The organism is Bacillus sp. CIS52, assembly GCF_053545315.1.
On sequence record NZ_JBIUFR010000001.1, the window covers coordinates 86790 to 105066 of the forward strand.

At 45.2% G+C, this 18277-nt stretch carries 8 protein-coding genes; 5 read left to right on the plus strand and 3 right to left on the minus strand.

Annotated features, from left to right (window positions below):
• The first annotated feature begins 56 nt into the window (after positions 1-56).
• The 5 genes from ACH32G_RS00155 to ACH32G_RS00175 all read left to right on the plus strand — a co-directional run bounded on the left by ACH32G_RS00155 (position 57) and on the right by ACH32G_RS00175 (position 14542).
• On the plus strand, positions 57-7913 hold the full coding sequence (locus tag ACH32G_RS00155; protein WP_448813870.1) for an amino acid adenylation domain-containing protein: 7857 nt from the start codon (positions 57-59) through the stop codon (positions 7911-7913).
• A 307-nt stretch (positions 7914-8220) separates the two neighbouring features.
• Positions 8221-9759, plus strand: a complete 1539-nt coding sequence (locus tag ACH32G_RS00160; protein WP_448813871.1) for a glycoside hydrolase family 43 protein — start codon at positions 8221-8223, stop codon at positions 9757-9759.
• 76 nt (positions 9760-9835) lie between these two features.
• Entirely contained in the window at positions 9836-11107 is a 1272-nt protein-coding gene (locus ACH32G_RS00165) for a glycoside hydrolase family 30 beta sandwich domain-containing protein (RefSeq protein ID WP_016935952.1), read from the plus strand.
• 495 nt (positions 11108-11602) lie between these two features.
• The gene (locus tag ACH32G_RS00170; protein ID WP_448813872.1) at positions 11603-13102 is read left to right on the plus strand and encodes a cellulase family glycosylhydrolase; all 1500 of its coding nucleotides are present in this window, start codon (positions 11603-11605) and stop codon (positions 13100-13102) included.
• A 303-nt stretch (positions 13103-13405) separates the two neighbouring features.
• Complete coding sequence (locus ACH32G_RS00175) at positions 13406-14542, plus strand: alpha/beta hydrolase (protein WP_064778980.1); 1137 nt, start codon at positions 13406-13408, stop codon at positions 14540-14542.
• Positions 14543-15127: 585 nt separating this feature from the next.
• Here the strand turns inward: ACH32G_RS00175 and ACH32G_RS00180 are convergent.
• The 3 genes from ACH32G_RS00180 to ACH32G_RS00190 are packed head-to-tail and all read right to left on the minus strand — an operon-like array spanning position 15128 to position 18172.
• Complete coding sequence (locus ACH32G_RS00180; protein WP_448813873.1) at positions 15128-16756, minus strand: YndJ family protein; 1629 nt, start codon at positions 16754-16756, stop codon at positions 15128-15130.
• Positions 16750-17358, minus strand: a complete 609-nt coding sequence (locus ACH32G_RS00185; protein ID WP_366970837.1) for a DUF4166 domain-containing protein — start codon at positions 17356-17358, stop codon at positions 16750-16752. Before ACH32G_RS00185 ends, ACH32G_RS00180 begins: the two co-directional genes overlap by 7 nt.
• A 1-nt stretch (position 17359) precedes the next feature.
• Positions 17360-18172, minus strand: coding sequence for a hypothetical protein (locus ACH32G_RS00190; protein ID WP_049628551.1), 813 nt, complete (start codon positions 18170-18172; stop codon positions 17360-17362).
• Between the last annotated feature and the right edge of the window lie 105 nt (positions 18173-18277).

Consider the following 18277-nt stretch of genomic DNA (forward strand, 5'->3'; position numbering starts at 1 on the left):
CCGCGGCTGCCGCCAGCTGCCTGAAAACAGGAATGAAACCAACTGGAGGGATATGAATGTCAGAATTCAAACAACAGGAGTTGTTCTGGGGCCGAATGTTTCACACGGAAGACCGTCCCAGTGCATTCCCTTCGTTTCAAGTGTCCGACTCAACAGTAAAGCGTGATATAACAAGCGGATCTGACTGTATTCACAGTTCATTGAGTGCGGATGTATCACGGCGCATCCTGACGATGACGAACCAAACGCCAATGGCCGTCTATCTGGTTCTCCTGATCGGAATTGAATCCCTTATATACAAATACACGGGGGATGAGGGCGTGATTACAGGGGTTCCAACCTTTGAAGACGAAACTGATGAAGATCTTCGTTCAGACCAGCTCATGTTAATCAAACAGCATATCAATTCCGGCAGTACGTTTAAATCAATTTTCCATGAATTGAAACATACGCTGGACGAAGCGATCTTATATCAGGACGTTCCCTTTGATAAAATGGCCGGACAGCTGAGGCTGAACTACAATGCAAATCATTTGCCGATCATCCATACAGTCGTTTCACTAGAGCAAATTCATTCTGATGGTTTCATAGAAACGGCTGCTGCAGATGCTTTATTTCAGTTTGTTATGGGTGAAGACTTGATTGACCTAAAGTTATGTTTTAATGAACAAGTCTATGACCGTCAGTATATGATGCAGGTGCTCGGACATTTAAACCGGCTATTTTCTGTCATATTATTTCAGCCTGACCTCCCCCTCGGCCAAGTGGATATTTTGCCAGAATCGGAGACACATACACTTCTCGTTGACAATCAAACTGCGAAAACTGAATATCCGCGGGATAAGACGATTTATCAGTTATTCGAAGAACAGATGAAACGAACACCGGATCAAGCAGCTGTTATTTGCGGAGAAAAGCAATTCACATATCGTCAGCTCAATGAACGTGCCAATCAATTAGCCCGAACGTTAAGGAAAAAGGGGGTAAAGACGGACCGGCTCACTGCGATTATTTGCGAACATGAGATCGAACTGGTCGTGGGAATACTGGCCGTTTTAAAAGCGGGAGGGGCCTATGTGCCAATTGATCCGGATTATCCGAAGCATCGCATACAGTATATAGTAGAAGACTCCCAAGCTGATATCATCCTGACGCAGAGCCATCTTCAAAAACAGTTGGAACTTGCGGGCACAATGGTTTTCCTCGATCAGGAAAGCTCTTACCACGAAGACGGCTCTGACCTGGAACCGATCAGCAGTACGAAGGATTTGGCTTATGTCATTTATACGTCAGGCTCCACAGGCAAGCCTAAAGGAGTGGCAATTGAGCATCAGGGCTTAACCAATTATATTTGGTGGGCCCGCCGGGTCTATGTCAAAGGGGAAAAAACCAACTTTCCCCTATATTCGTCCATCGCTTTTGATCTGACGATAACGTCTGTTTTCACTCCGCTCATTACAGGAAATTCCATTATTGTCTACAGAGGAGAAAACAGTGCTGCCTTGCTTGATTGCATTATTCAGGATTCAAGGACGGATATTATCAAGCTGACCCCGGCGCACTTGCAGTTATTGAAAGAGATGAATATCCCTGCTGAGTGCACCATTCGGAAATTCATTGTCGGCGGTGACAATTTAAGCACGCGGCTCGCCCGTAGCATCAGCGGGAAATTCGGCGGGAAAATCGAAATTTTTAACGAATACGGGCCTACAGAGACAGTCGTCGGCTGCATGATTTATTCCTTTGATCCGCAAAACGACAGACGGGAATCAGTGCCGATCGGAACCGCCGCGGACAACATGAACATTTTCGTGCTGGATAAGAGCATGAAGCCGGTGCCGGCCGGCGTTCCGGGAGAAATCTATATCAGCGGGGACGGCATCGCCAGAGGATACTTGAACAGAGCGGAATTAACGGCGGAAAGATTTTTGCAGCACCCCTTTGTGCCAGAGGTGAAAATGTACCGGACGGGAGACTTAGCAAGGCGGCTGCCGGACGGAAATATCGAATATTTAGGCCGGATCGACCACCAGGTGAAAATCCGCGGTTACCGCATTGAAATCGGGGAAGTCGAATCCGCATTTTTCCAAATACCGCCGATTCAAGAAGCTCTCGTTACGGCACAAGAAACCAACGGGGAAACATCCTTGTGCGCCTATTATACCGCACAGCATTCTTTAACCGCAGGCGAAATTCGGGAGCGCCTGTCCCGGCAGCTTCCGTCCTATATGATCCCTGCTTATTTTGTACAGCTGGCAGCGATGCCGCTTACTCCCAACGGAAAAATAGATCGTCAGGCGCTGCCTGCTCCAACAGGAAATCTCACTGGCAATCCTTATACAGCTCCGCGGACAGAACTGGAAAAAATACTGGCCGGGGTGTGGGAATCGGTATTAGGCGCAGAACAGGTCGGAATCGATGATCATTTCTTTGAGCTGGGAGGAGATTCGATTAAGTCGATTCAGGTGACCTCAAGCTTATATCAAGCCGGGTATAAGCTTGACATCAAACACTTGTTCAAACACCCGACGATCTCCGGGCTTGCTCCTTTTATTGAGCCCGTTTCCCGAATCGCAGAACAAGGGGAGATCAAAGGCCGTACCTTATTGACGCCGATTCAGCATTGGTTTTTCGCCCGGCAATACCCTGATCCGCACCATTATAATCAATCTGTCATGCTTTATTTTAAAGAGGGTTTGGATGAATCGAAGCTTCAGAAAGTCATGAAGAAGATTTCCGAGCATCACGATGCTTTGCGCATGGTCTATGTTCAGGGAGATCATGAATACGAAGCCAGAACCCGCGGGATCAGTGAAGGAGAATTATTCAGCCTCGACGTGTTCTCTTTACTCGAAGAAAACAACCCTGCCGAAACGATAGAAACGATAGCCAATGACATTCAGCAATCCATCCATTTAGCCGATGGTCCGCTCATGAAACTGGGATTGTTTCAATGTCAGGATGGCGATCATTTGCTGATTGCGATTCATCATCTCGTCGTCGATGGCGTATCGTGGAGGATTTTACTTGAGGATATAACGTCAGCTTATGAGCAGCTCCAAAACGGAGAAGCGATCACGCTCCCTAAGAAGACGGATTCCAATCTGTTATGGGCTGAACGATTGAAACGTTATGCAGAAAGTCCGGAATTTGAAGCGAAAAATCAATATTGGCTTGAGCAGAAACATATCTCGCAACACAAATTGCCAAAGGATAATGAGCAGGAGACCGGTCTGGCCGAAGACCGGGAAACGATCATCGTCCAATGGACAGAGGAAGAAACCGAGCATTTATTAAAAAAATCGAACCGGGCCTATACGACTGACATTAATGATTTATTGCTGACCGGACTCGGAATGGCTGTTCATCGCTGGACGGGGCATGAAGAAATTCATGTTCATCTGGAAGGACACGGCAGGGAATCTATTTTTCAAGACGTTGATATTTCACGTACGGTGGGCTGGTTCACAACCCAATACCCGGTTTCTCTTCAAATCCAGGCGGACCAGGACATCTCCCAGCGGATTAGGACGGTGAAAGAACAGCTGCGTCAGATTCCCCAAAAAGGAATAGGATATGGCCTGATGAAATATTTGACCGATCATCCGAAGGCATCAGAATGGACCGGACATCCGGAAATCAGCTTCAATTACCTCGGACAATTTGATCAAGATTTCGAAAATGGAGGAATCGAGGTATCTCCTTACTCCGGAGGGAAAATTGCAAGCGACAGACATCCCATTGCCTATACGCTTGACATTAACGGCATGATCTCAGACGGCCGGCTGTCATTGGCCATCAGTTACAGCGGTAAACAATATCGAAGAGAAACAATGGAAACATGCGCAGCTCTCTTAAAGAACAGCTTAAAAGAAGTCATCGAACATTGCGCAGCTCAAGAAGACATTCAGCTGACGCCAAGCGATATCTCGCTGAAGGACATAACAATCGAGGAATTAGATCAATTTGTTCAGCAAACACAGCATATCGGCGACATTGAGAATATATATCCTTTAACTCCTATGCAGAAAGGTATGCTGTTCCATAGTTTAATCGATTCGGCTTCCAGAGCTTACTTTGAACAAGCCGCTTTTGATCTCAAAGGCGACTTGGATATCGAGGCATTTACAATGAGTTTGTCGCAGCTGGCGGAAAGACATGAGATTCTCCGGACTCATTTTTATACGGAATGGAAAGATCAGCCTTTGCAGATCGTATTCCGAAAAAAACCGATCGAAATAACTGTTGAAGATATTCGAAGCATGAAGAATAAACAACGAAACGAGTTCATTGCCGGCTTTGTACAAAAAGATAAGGCAAGAGGATTCGACCTTACTCAAGATGCGTTAATGCGCGTATCAATCCTTCGTACAGAGGATGACCAAGCCCGATTGATATGGAGCTTCCATCATATTTTAATGGATGGCTGGTGTCTGCCTCTTATTACGAAAGAAGTGTTTGAAACCTATTATGAGCTTATTGATAGAAGAAAACCGGAGCCCGAAGCCGTCACCCCGTACAGCCGGTATATCGAATGGCTGGAAGACCAGGATCATCAGAACGCTTCAGCCTATTGGCAAAAATATTTGGACGGTTATGAAGGACAAACCGCTTTGCTGAAAAAAACCGATTCAAACCAAGGCAAAGGATATCAAAAACAAAGGCTTGCATGCCGGCTCGGAAAGCAGCTGTCAGAAGAAATCAGACAGACTGCAAGCAAGCATCACGTCACCGTGAATACATTCATTCAAAGTGCGTGGGGACTATTGCTGCAAAGATACAACAACAGTCAGGACGTCGTTTTCGGGTCGGTTGTATCCGGCCGCCCGGCAGAAATTCCGGGTATTGAATCCATGGTCGGTTTATTTATCAACACCATTCCCGTACGTATTACCGCTCAGCCTGGAATGACTGTGGAACAAGTGTTGAAAATGAGCCAGGAGCAGGCATTGGCTTCTCAAGGGTATGATACATTTCCGTTGTATGAAATTCAGGCTCAAACCGAACAAAAGCAGCAGCTGATCAGTCATATCATGGTATTTGAAAATTATCCGGTCGAGAAACAAATGGAACATATGAAACCGAATCGTGACGCGCTGGACATTATCAATTTCCATATGGAAGAGCATACCCATTACGATTTCAATTTCATTGTCATGCCCGCGGGAGAAATCGACATTCATTTTGTATACAATAGCAACGTCTATGATCATGCAAGTGTCAAGCGGATGGAAGAGCATTTTATGCAAATCATTAAGCAGATGGTGAACAGTCAGGCGATTCGCGTCCAAGACTTAGATATACTTACGGGGGATGAACGTTCGCTCCTTATAGAGGCATTTAATGATACGGAAGCAGATTATCCAAAGGAAAAGACGCTTCATAAATTGTTTGAGGAACAAGCACAGCGTACGCCTGATCAAACGGCTGTCGTATACGGGGAAAGCCAGCTGACATACCGGGAACTGAATGAAAGAGCCAATCAACTTGCCCGGACATTGCAATCAGAAGGCGTGCAGCCGGATCAGCCGGTCGGGATTATGGCCGAACGTTCCTTGGAAATGATCGTAGGACTCTTCGGGATCTTAAAAGCCGGCGGCGCGTATGTGCCGATCGATCCGAGCTATCCGGAAGAACGGATTCACTATATATTGGAGGATTCGGATACGAAGCTGTTGTTAGTACAGAGTCACTTGAGGAAAAGCGTGCCTTTTACGGGAAAAGTGCTTGACCTGGAAGATCCGCGATTCTCTTGGGAAGATGGTTCAAACTTGAAACAGACGGCCGGACCGAATCACTTAGCTTATGTTATCTATACTTCGGGATCAACAGGCCGACCGAAAGGGGTTATGGTGGAACACCGATCCGTAATCAATCGTCTCGTTTGGATGCAGGAACATTACCCGCTGGATAAGCAGGATGTCATTCTGCAAAAAACCCCAATCACCTTTGATGTATCGGTGTGGGAATTGTTCTGGTGGTCGATGACTGGTTCTAAAGCGGTATTGCTTCCAAACGGAGGGGAAAAGAACCCTGACGTCATCTTAGATACGATTGCGCAGAAAAATGTCACCGTTATGCATTTTGTGCCTGCGATGCTGCATGCTTTTCTTGAGTCCATGGAGCAGAAATCCGACGAGGAATTAAAGAGAAAGCTGGCGTCATTAAAATATGTATTTGCAAGCGGCGAGGCTTTGACGCCTGCGCACGTTGCCGGGTTTCATCGCTTGATCACACCGGCGGGTGAGGCTCAAATCATCAATTTATACGGGCCGACCGAAGCGACGATCGATGTATCGTATTTTGAATGCGAAGCGGGAGAAACGCTTAACTCAGTTCCGATAGGTAAACCGATTTCCAACATTCAATTGTATATCGTACACCCCGAATCGGAATATTTTCAACCGCTCGGTGTGGCAGGAGAGCTGTGTATCGCCGGAGACGGGCTCGCACGGGGCTATTTGAACCGCCCGGAGCTGACGGCTGAGAAGTTTGCAGCTCACCCATTTGAAGCAGGGAAGCGGATGTACCGGACAGGCGACTTGGCAAGATGGCTGCCCGATGGCAATATCGAGTATTTGGGACGAATCGATCATCAAGTGAAAATCCGAGGCTACCGGATAGAACTCGGCGAGATCGAAGCATCTTTACTACAACTCGATGCTGTCAAAGAAGCGGTCGTCATCGCGATTGAAGAAGAGGGCTCAAAGCAGCTGTGCGCTTACTTGTCAGGAGACGAGTCATTAAATACGGCGCAGCTGAAGCGTCATTTGCTGAACAATCTGCCCGCGTATATGATTCCGGCTTATTTTGTACAAGTAGAGAAGATGCCGATAACCGCTAATGGAAAAATCGATCGAAAAGCGTTGCCGGCTCCTGAGGGAAATAGGCTTACCGGAACCGAATACGCAGCGCCAGGAACGTTAATTGAAAAGCAGCTCGCCGATATATGGAAGGATATTTTAGCTCTGCCTGACCCCGGGATTAAAGATCACTTCTTTGACGTTGGCGGCCATTCACTTAAAGTATTGCAGCTCATTCATCAAATTAACGCCAGTATGGGAATCAAAATGCATTATCAAGCCGTATACGATTTTCCTACCATCGAAACAATGGCACACGCCATTCAAGCTGCAGTTTTCGAATCCGAGACGGATCATAACGTATTCGTCAAGCTGAACCAGGAAGATTCAATCCCTGTGTTCTGTTTCCCGCCTTTAATCGGGTATGGACTCGTTTATAATGAAATGGCGAAAAGACTTGACGGCGGCTGCACCGTCTATGCGGCAGATTTTTTAGAAGAGCCGTCTCATGAGAAAGAGATCGTTGACCGGTATGCAGAAAGCATGATACGCATTCAAGAACAAGGGCCTTTTGTTCTGCTTGGTTACTCTTCAGGATCGAATTTGGCTTTTGAGGCTGCCAAAGCTTTGGAGAAGCGGGGCCGCACCGTATCTGATGTGATTATGCTGGATTCTAAAATCACCGATTCGGTAACTCATTTATCGGAAGAGGAAATCCAAGAGATCGTCCATCTGAATATAGACATTATTCCAGACTATTACAGAGAAATATTAACCATCCCTTCGATTAAGGATAAAATCAGAGGCTATCTTGCGTACATCAATAATCTGATCAATTCCGGCGCCGTTAACGCCAACATCCATCATTTACTATGCGGCGATGTAACCGATGATAGGGGCTGGACACAATCAACAGCACAGCATTATCTTGAGTACAAATTAAAAGGAGATCACGTGACGATCTTTGAACCTCACAATATCGAAGAAAATACGGATGCAATTCGATCTATTATTAAACGGATTGAAGAACGGCATCACCACGGACTTGTTCTTGAAGAACAACTGTCAATGGGATCATTTGCGGGAAATACGAAGTTTGACAAAATGTAAATGATCCAGTGTAAAATGCCGCTGGATGACAGTCAGCGGCATTTTGTACGAAAAAGAAGAGAGTAAACTCATGTATTTGAAACGGTTTCCTCGAATGCGTTCTCCATGACCATTTGTCATCAAATGTTAAAAGAAAATTCTCATTTTAAGGAAAAAGAAGGATATTCAGTCATGACAAAAAAGTGTAGCTTATGTTTATGGGTTCTTGCTTTATGATTGAGCTGCTTATCTGGGAAGTCGTCGTATGCTGCCAGCACTGCAATTTCCCAAAAGGACCCTTATTTTAGGAAAAGGGGGATATTAAGTAATGAGGAAAAAATGTAGCTTATGTTTATGGGTTCTTGTTTTATTATTGAGCTGCTTATCTGGGAAGTCTGCGTATGCTGCCAGTACGCCAATTGCAAAACATGTTGGGAATTCAAATCCGCTGATCGACCATCATCTGGGCGCAGATCCGTTTGCACTGACTTATAACGGAAGAGTCTACATCTATATGTCAAGTGATGATTATGAATATAACAGCAACGGAACGATTAAGGATAATTCATTTGCCAATTTGAATAGAGTATTCGTCATATCTTCAGCGGATATGGTGAACTGGACAGACCACGGAGCCATTCCGGTAGCAGGTGCCTATGGTGCTAATGGCGGCCGGGGGATCGCAAAGTGGGCAGGTGCGTCCTGGGCCCCGTCAGTCGCCGTTAAAAAGATAAATGGCAAGGACAAATTCTTCCTTTATTTCGCAAACAGCGGCGGCGGTATCGGGGTTCTCACTGCAGACAGCCCGACCGGTCCGTGGACAGATCCGATCGGAAAACCGCTGGTGACGCCAAGTACACCAGGAATGTCCGGCGTTGTATGGCTTTTTGATCCGGCAGTATTCGTAGATGACGACGGTACCGGTTACCTGTATGCCGGCGGAGGCATCCCCGGAGGTTCAAATCCGACACAGGAGCAATGGGCAAACCCTAAAACAGCAAGAGTCATAAAATTAGGGCCTGATATGACCAGTGTTGCCGGAAGTGCATCTACGATCGATGCGCCTTTCATGTTTGAAGATTCGGGAATGCACAAATATAACGGGACATATTACTATTCCTATTGCATCAATTTCAGCGGCGCGCACCCGGCCGATAAACCCCCAGGTGAGATCGGCTACATGACCAGCTCAAGTCCCATGGGTCCCTTTACATATAGAGGGCACTTCCTGAAAAATCCGGGTGCATTTTTCGGAGGCGGCGGAAACAACCATCATGCCGTTTTCAATTTTAAAAACGAGTGGTACACGGTGTATCATACTCAAACTGTCAGCTCCGCTCTGTTCGGGGCCGGCAAAGGATACCGTTCTCCCCATATCAATAAGCTTGTGCATAATTCAGACGGATCGATTCAAGAGGTAGCGGCAAATTATACAGGCGTAAAACAGCTTTCTAACTTGAATCCATATCACCGGGTAGAAGCTGAAACGTTTGCCTGGAATGGACGGATTTTGACCGAGAATTCCTCTGCACCCGGCGGGCCGGTAAATAATCAACATATAACAAACATTCAGAACGGAGACTGGGTTGCTGTAGGAAATGCAGACTTCGGGTCAGGCGGTGCCAGGACGTTTAAAGCAAATGTAGCATCCGCTCTTGGCGGGAGAATAGAAGTGCGTCTCGATAGTCCAACTGGTAAACTTGCGGGAACACTGAATGTCCCTTCCACAGGCGGAACACAAAATTGGAGAGAAATAGAAACTGCGGTAAGCGGCGCAGCCGGTGTGCACAACGTATTCTTTGTATTTACCGGAACAGGTTCAGGAAACTTGTTTAATTTTGATTATTGGCAATTTACGCAAAGATAACATCAGTTTTGTGATATAAAAGCAGGACAGAACACATTTTCCTAATACGGTAAAAGACAGATAAAGGAGAGAAAAAATGATGTCGAGCGTAAAAAAAACAATTTGTCTATTATTGGTATGTTTCACTACGCTGTCAGTAATGTTAATGGGCCCAGGCGCTGCTGAGGTCTTGGCGGCAAATGATGTAACAGTTAACATTTCCGCAGAAAGACAAGTGATTCGCGGTTTTGGAGGGATGAACCACCCGGCTTGGGTTGGAGATTTAACAGCTGCTCAAAGAGAAACTGCTTTTGGCAATGGGCAGAACCAGTTAGGCTTTTCGATCTTAAGAATTCATGTAGATGAAAATAGAAATAACTGGTACAAAGAAGTAGAGACTGCAAAGAGTGCGATCAAACATGGAGCAATCGTTTTCGCTTCTCCCTGGAATCCGCCAAACGATATGGTCGAGACTTTCAATCATAATGGTGACACATCAGCTAAGCGGCTGAGATACGATAAGTACGCCGCATACGCGCAGCATCTTAACGATTTCGTTAACTTCATGAAGAGTAATGGTGTGAATCTGTATGCGATTTCCATCCAAAACGAGCCTGATTACGCTCATGAGTGGACATGGTGGACGCCGCAAGAAATACTTCGCTTTATGAGAGAAAACGCCGGCTCGATCAATGCCCGCGTCATTGCGCCTGAATCATTTCAATACTTAAAGAATTTGTCGGACCCGATTTTGAACGATCCTCAGGCCCTTGCCAATATGGATATTCTCGGAACCCACCTGTACGGAACTCAGGTCAGTCAATTCCCTTATCCTCTTTTTAAACAAAAAGGAGCGGGGAAAGACCTTTGGATGACGGAAGTATACTATCCGAACAGTGATAACAACTCGGCGGATCGATGGCCTGAGGCCTTGGATGTTTCGCAACATATTCACAGTTCGATGGTAGAAGGGGATTTACAAGCTTATGTTTGGTGGTACATCCGAAGATCATATGGTCCTATGAAAGAAGATGGCACGATCAGCAAACGCGGCTACAATATGGCCCATTTCTCTAAATTTGTGCGCCCTGGCTATGTAAGGATTGATGCAACGAAAAACCCTAATCCGAATGTTTACGTGTCAGCCTATAAAGGTGACAACAAAGTCGTGATTGTCGCCATTAACAAAACCAATACAGGGGTCAACCAAAACTTTGTGTTGCAGAACGGATCCGCTTCTCAAGTATCCAGATGGATCACGAGCAGCAACAGCAATCTTCAGCCCGGAACGGATCTCAAAGTAACGGACAATCACTTTTGGGCCCATCTGCCGGCTCAGAGCGTGACAACATTTGTTGTAAAGCGTTAAAAGCATCTGATAGATCATAGCAATAAGCCAATTTTCTGACTCCAAAAAGAAAATTGGCTTATTTTCTGTGGGTCTGACTGCATCCCTCACTGAAGTACAATCTCATTGTACAACTCCAACCTTAACCCGTATTAATCCGAACCTTACATCAACCTTAAATTAACCAGTACAGAATAAGGGCTTGTCCTCTTACAGCAATCATAAGATTCAATGCTATATTGAGACTCATCACATTAAGCATATCTACGTTGGAAATAAATTTAATTTTTCGATTCGATTGAAAAATGACGTGTAAAGTCCCGATTCCGTCCAGTTTTCTTTGTTCTATATGTGTCAGGTGTATCTTATTCAATAGAGATAGAGCAAATTGACAGGCTTTTAAACCTCCCAAAAACAAGAAATTAGGTTGATAGACAATCATAAGAAAGATTTTTACAATGAGTTCGTGCTCATAAGAAGTAGAGCCAAAATGATGTGAAGGAGGAAAAGACAGATATGAAACGGTCAATCTCTATTTTTATTACGTGTTTATTGATTGCGGTATTGACAATGGGCGGCATGCTGGCTTCGCCGGCATCTGCAGCAGGGACTAAAACGCCAGTAGCCAAGAATGGTCAGCTTAGCATAAAAGGGACACAGCTCGTAAACCGAGACGGCAAAGCGGTACAGCTGAAAGGGATCAGTTCACACGGATTGCAATGGTATGGCGATTTCGTCAATAAAGACAGCTTAAAATGGCTGAGAGACGATTGGGGCATCACCGTTTTCCGCGCGGCGATGTATACAGCAGATGGCGGTTATATTGACAACCCGTCTGTGAAAAATAAAGTGAAAGAAGCGGTTGAAGCGGCAAAAGAGCTTGGGATATATGTCATCATTGACTGGCATATCTTAAATGACGGCAATCCAAACCAAAATAAAGAGAAGGCGAAAGAATTTTTCAAGGAAATGTCAAGTCTTTACAAAAATACGCCAAACGTCATTTATGAAATTGCAAATGAACCAAACGGTGATGTGAACTGGAAGCGGGATATTAAACCGTATGCGGAAGAAGTGATTTCCGTGATCCGCAAAAATGACCCCGACAATCCCATCATTGTAGGTACCGGTACATGGAGCCAGGATGTGAATGATGCAGCCGATGATCAGCTAAAAGATGCAAACGTCATGTACGCGCTTCATTTTTATGCCGGCACACACGGCCAATCTTTACGTGATAAAGCAAACTATGCACTCAGTAAAGGAGCGCCTATTTTCGTGACGGAATGGGGAACAAGCGACGCGTCTGGGAATGGCGGTGTATTCCTTGACCAGTCGCGGGAATGGCTGAATTATCTCGACAGCAAGAAAATCAGCTGGGTGAACTGGAATCTTTCTGATAAGCAGGAATCATCCTCAGCGTTAAAGCCGGGAGCATCTAAAACAGGCGGCTGGCCGCTGTCAGATTTAACTGCTTCAGGAACATTCGTAAGAGAAAACATTCTCGGCAACAAAGATTCAACGAAAGAACGCCCTGAAACGCCGGCACAAGATAACCCCGCACAGGAAAACAGCATTCCTGTACAATACAAAGCAGGGGATGGGAGTGTGAACAGCAACCAAATCCGCCCGCAGCTTCACATAAAAAATAACGGGAATACGACGGTTGATTTAAAAGATGTCACTGCCCGCTACTGGTATAACGCGAAAAACAAAGGCCAAAACTTTGACTGTGACTACGCGCAGGTTGGATGCAGCAATCTGACCCACAAGTTTGTGACGCTGCATAAACCTAAGCAAGGTGCAGATACCTATCTGGAACTGGGGTTTAAAAAAGGAACGCTGTCACCGGGAGCAAGCACAGGGAATATTCAGCTTCGTCTTCACAACGATGACTGGAGCAATTATGCACAAAGCGGCGATTATTCCTTTTTCCAATCAAATACGTTTAAAACAACGAAAAAAATCACATTATATCATCAAGGAAAACTGATTTGGGGAACAGAACCCAATTAGTTAAGCTTTAGGCGGACATCAGCAACACGATGTCCGCTTTTATGATCTTAAAAACAGCAATACAAAGAAGTTTACGTGGCGGATGAAACTTCTGAATTAAGGACTCTAGGCTATACTATAAGATTAGCAAGTACTTTGCTGACTTTATGGATCACGTGCTGCTTGAAGATCATAAATATTCTGAAATTTTTAGCAATCTCAAGAAAGCAAGGGAGTAAATATGACTCACTGAACATAGGATGTAGTATTCAAAATATGTATTTCACATTCGCCACTTTTATTCATTAAGGGGGCACAAAGAGAATGAAAACTTATGACACATTTCCAAAACCAATTGGCGGCTATACTGTCGGCCGAACCCAGATGGATTTTGATTACACGGCATCAGATCACTCAAAAAGAGAACTGACAGCGTTTGTGTACTATCCGTCCGACAGCAGCGAAGGGAAGACTACATCAACGTACATGTTTCCTGAAGTCTCCGAAATGCTTAATGAGCAGCCGCTTCTCACTGCGTTGAAGGATGCTTACTCTATAGATATCAAGACCCAATGTTACGACGACCTTGCTCTCTCCGGGAAGGAAAAACGCTATCCGGTGTTATTCTATGTTTGCGGCGGAGGCGGTTCTCCGGAATGGGGTACAGTGATCTGTACAGACTTGGCAAGCATGGGGTATGTTGTGGTAAGCATCGGCCATCAGAATAGCACAATGTATAAGCGTAAAGATGGGCGCATGTTTAATGTATCAAAGGATTTTTCGGATGCCATTTTGGCGTTTTCTGAAGATCCGGAGATGCTGGCGTTGGCTGATAAGATGGAGATGCGGCCTGACGATGAAACTGCCATTGAGATGTGCCGTAACGTGCTTACACTGCCGATACTTGACAAGTTAACAGTGTATAGTGAATTACAGGCGGAAGATGTAAGGTATGCAGCCGATTATCTTTACAAACTGGACTCTGGAGAGCTGAATTCTATCTTTAAAGACAGATTGTTGCTTGACATCGGCATGGGCATAGTCGGACATTCTTACGGAGGGCCTACGACAGCGATTGTTTGCCGGGATGACGACCGATTCGCCTGCGGGATTGGCCTGGATAGCGGTGCGTTCGGCCTTCAGGGCAGCGACCTTAAAAAACCCTTTTTGCTGCTGTTTTGTGAACCGAACTATAACATGAATGCGATCATTGGCGCTAACAATAGCATGGAAACCTATTATTTCTCTGTTGATCGTGCTGCGCATTTAGATTACTGCGACATCGTGTTTACTAATGTGAATGCGGAACTCAGAGGCGAACGGGATGCTATGGAGATGCGGAATCTTGTTACAAACTATACGAAGAACTTTTTTGATCATTACATACTGCAGAAGGCTGCAAGTGTGGAAAGTCTGGCATACGATGGCGTGGACTTGATCAAGAAGGCCGGCAACAAGTGACATAACCGATTAAAATACTCAAACCGAAAAACCTGTATGACCAATTTAATTTATTAAGGACGTAGAGGTTTTTTAATAGTACACTGCAAAAAGGGAGTGCTGTTAGAATCCATTTTTATATTCTCTTCACAATTTCTAGTTTACATAATATATATTCTAGGAAGTTAAGTTAAGAGATGAATTATCTGTCTCATAAACTAAGTATACTTTAGTCAATGAGACGAAAAAGAAATGTATAGCAAAATAACCGCATATTCCGTTTGCGCTATTATTAATCTGTCACGCACAAATTTAACTCCGGTTGATACAGCTGAATCAAACCTAACACCGCAAACGCTGCAAAAGTTTTTATTATCCAATCAACACACAAATGAAAAATTCATGTCTGGTAATACTTTTCTGCTCTTTCCTTGCTCATTTTCGAAGATTTTTTGCACTGGCTGCGCACAGCGATTTCAAATAAGTCGGCAAATGACGAATGTTGAGTACAACACAATTACGACAGCGCTTCCATTTCATAATTTCACGATATTTCTATATTTACATGATAAATAAGCCGTCTTGAACAGACGGCTTTACAGCTTGTTATTTGCTTTGCTTACCTGCGGAAGTGTGAGTGATCCGATACTGCACAGTTAAAAACTTCAGGCCGAACAGCCACATATGATGAACGGCCTTCAAGCTTGTTTCGCTCTGGGCCGCAATAAGAAATGTCTCTGCCAGAGGAAGATGGCATGCCCCCCATTTCGTCTGCAGATAAATTCCTTCATCACCCGCTCCGCTTTTTCGGCGTCTGCTCGTCAAAACAAGATTCTGCTTATACGCATAAGGTTTTAAAATGCCCGTCATTTGGCCATACGGCAGCGGTAGAGAAATATTCATGTATCCCTCCCCTTTTGACCTGTACGCTGAATACAGCGCAGTAAAAACGGTTTCCTGCTTGTCATTTGTCCTGATCCACGCTCGGACATTTTTTCTGCCGTCTCTGTCAGAGTCGACTCCTTTCATGCTAGTGTGCATGGTATACCAATCCGGATTCATTGACAAGTGGATCTGCCCCGCTCTTCTGCTGAACGGCTCGTACATGCGCGCGAACGGACGAAACCATCCGCTCCACATCACTTTTGCCTTGATGTCATAATCGATTGTCTCTTCATAAAAGGAAATAACGGCCGGAGCCAGTTTTTCAGTTGAAAAGTCTTCAGAATGCAGTTCTCTCATCTGATCCTGAAGGCCGGTATAATGGATTTCATTTGCTGCATGAATGTCAGTCAAAAAATTTTCGCCTATCGTTCCCTTCCCGTAAATTCGGCTGAACGTTCTTTTACTGCCCTCATCAAACGGTCTCGGATTTTCTATTATCCATCCCGCCAAAGCCGGCAGAATAACGCCGAATGCATTGACGGCCCCGTGAATCCAAATCATCTGACTGATCGTGAGCGTTGCCGCCTCGCGGTAGACACCGAACGAATATATCAAAGAAAAAGCAATTGTAATCATTAACACAGCCGAAGAACTCCTGATCAAGAACCTGGCTGTTTTCACAGCAAACGGCGCTTTAAAGACGAGATACGCATTAACATACAGACCCGTCAGATACAGAGCGACAGCAATCACATCAAGTGTCTTTGAAAATGTAATCCCCAGGGCGATAAGGATCGGCGAAATCAGGATGATGACCGTGCTCAGCCTGTAAAGAACGCGGTTCTCCCGCAGGATCCTGCCGAGCAATCCGTTAAAAATCGGAATGAGAAAAGCCGAATAGTGAAAGTGCACCGCCGTCAGCAGCACGATAAGCGGACCAAAATCCATGATAGGAATCTTAAAGATATATGCAAAAAACCAAAATCCACCGCCGGCCAAATAAATGAAACCCATCATAACAGACATCTCTTCCGCTCTGTGGATATTTGTTTTCATCAGCCGCCATACAGCATACAGTGCCAGGCCAAGCGTATAAATGAGCCAGACAAAGGCAAAAAAGCTGAAGTCTGTAATCAGCGCAAGCACTGCACATAAAGCGGCAATGGGATAACTCCGTAATAGCACATTCTCTAAGGTCTTTGACGGCCGAAACGCAAAGCGGAATACAGCAGGAACGAAAAATAGCACGGATAATAAAACAAACGTCTCAGCAGCTGATATATGCGGTGCTTCAGCCGCCGCAAATCCCAAAAAGCAAACCGCGCCTACCATGAGATGACGCTTCAGCATGTTTCTCCCTCTGTTTCCCGGAAAGTCCCCCGGTAAGAGAAAATTGTGCCGAGTATCCTGTTTTTCACATGAACCTTTATGCTGAAGCAATTCATTTCCTCATCATAAGCCTCATAAACGGTTGAACTGCCGCACAGCCAAGCCGGAAGCGGGATTTTCTTTCCGCCTATCAGGAGCCACTGCTTTCCGGATGTAATAACAAGCCCTCCGTCTGAAGACGCTTCTAAATGCAGTTCAGACAGCAGGATATGAGGTTTACCGAAGTAATCAAGAATTCTGTTTTCCCGCTCGTCATATTCCATGACCGCATCAAAAAACCGTGTTTTGCCTTTAAAGAAAAAGGTTCGGTTCCACTCCACACCATTTTGCCTGTTTTTGTTCTCAATGGTAAAAGGGATATCTGTTCCCCTCTCTGAGAAAAAACATCTGAAAAAAACGCCTGTCTTTAAAAGCATTCTGACAAACAACGAACCTCCTTTAATTTCTGACATCACTCCTTTTCCGCAAAACGTGCGTGATCCGGCAAGCTTGTACCGTTTCTGCAGCATCGGATGCAGGAATTGATAATGAATAATCGCTTTTTCATACATTGAATCCGTCATTTCACTTCTCTCTCTTTCGTTTTGTATGCGCGGCGCTCGGCAGCAGGAATGTAAGAATCATACCCGCTACCGTAAGTAATCCTAATGGAATAGCGAATCCGCCGCCGGAATACTGCATTGCCGTTATACAAAAGAAGGCTGACTGTCCGGTGTGGATCAGCCGCTTTCTCCGCATAGGCAGCATCCATAATATCCCTAATCCTGTCTTCAGCGCTCCCTTCACGATCTCTGCATCGGCACAGCTATCATGAAAACCTTGAAAAAACCAATACAGACTGAATACGAGACACATCAGGACATAGACAAACCCGAAACGGACTGATATCTTCGGATGTCGGTTTTGTTCTATCCAAAGCCGCAACGCATCAAAGCTCCATGCGGTAGCCCAGCCGAGCAGCGGACGAAATAAAAACCGGTCTATCCATCTTCCCGGCAGACCCCAGGCCGTTTCATATTGATATTGAGTCAAAAATGTGATGTCCCCGTTATCCCGCTCTATATACCTCCAGTAGCCCCGGCCGTCTTTTATCAGAGACAGCGGATGATCCGATGCAAAAGCAAGCGCCGACACCCTTTCTGACGATTGAGGCCTTATGTCACCCATTGATTCACCCGTGCCGGACACCTTCAGCCCAAAACCGATTCGAGTTTCATATAGGAATCTCTGCGGTTCATCCGGTAACTTATGAAGATATGTAATGTCAGAAAAGCGCAGGTCCCATTCCTTATGAAGAACCGGATTTTGCGTATATTCCCAAAGCGTTTCTATATCAGACGCTATATTGATCTCGACATATATCGGCTTTTGTTTCATGCTCCCTCCTCTTCCCTTCTTTTGTAAACAATTCCTATATTATCATAGGGATGTATGAAATTCTGCAATAAGATTTCAGGAATATGAAGCTGGTTTTTAACATAA

Excerpts from the sequence above, each read along its gene's own strand:
- ACH32G_RS00155 (WP_448813870.1), top strand. The coding sequence starts at position 57 with ATGTCAGAATTCAAACAACAGGAGTTGTTCTGGGGCCGAATGTTTCAC.
- ACH32G_RS00160 (WP_448813871.1), top strand. The coding sequence starts at position 8,221 with ATGAGGAAAAAATGTAGCTTATGTTTATGGGTTCTTGTTTTATTATTG.
- ACH32G_RS00165 (WP_016935952.1), top strand. The coding sequence starts at position 9,836 with ATGATGTCGAGCGTAAAAAAAACAATTTGTCTATTATTGGTATGTTTC.
- ACH32G_RS00170 (WP_448813872.1), top strand. The coding sequence starts at position 11,603 with ATGAAACGGTCAATCTCTATTTTTATTACGTGTTTATTGATTGCGGTA.
- ACH32G_RS00175 (WP_064778980.1), top strand. The coding sequence starts at position 13,406 with ATGAAAACTTATGACACATTTCCAAAACCAATTGGCGGCTATACTGTC.
- ACH32G_RS00180 (WP_448813873.1), bottom strand. The coding sequence starts at position 16,756 with ATGCTGAAGCGTCATCTCATGGTAGGCGCGGTTTGCTTTTTGGGATTT.
- ACH32G_RS00185 (WP_366970837.1), bottom strand. The coding sequence starts at position 17,358 with ATGACGGATTCAATGTATGAAAAAGCGATTATTCATTATCAATTCCTG.
- ACH32G_RS00190 (WP_049628551.1), bottom strand. The coding sequence starts at position 18,172 with ATGAAACAAAAGCCGATATATGTCGAGATCAATATAGCGTCTGATATA.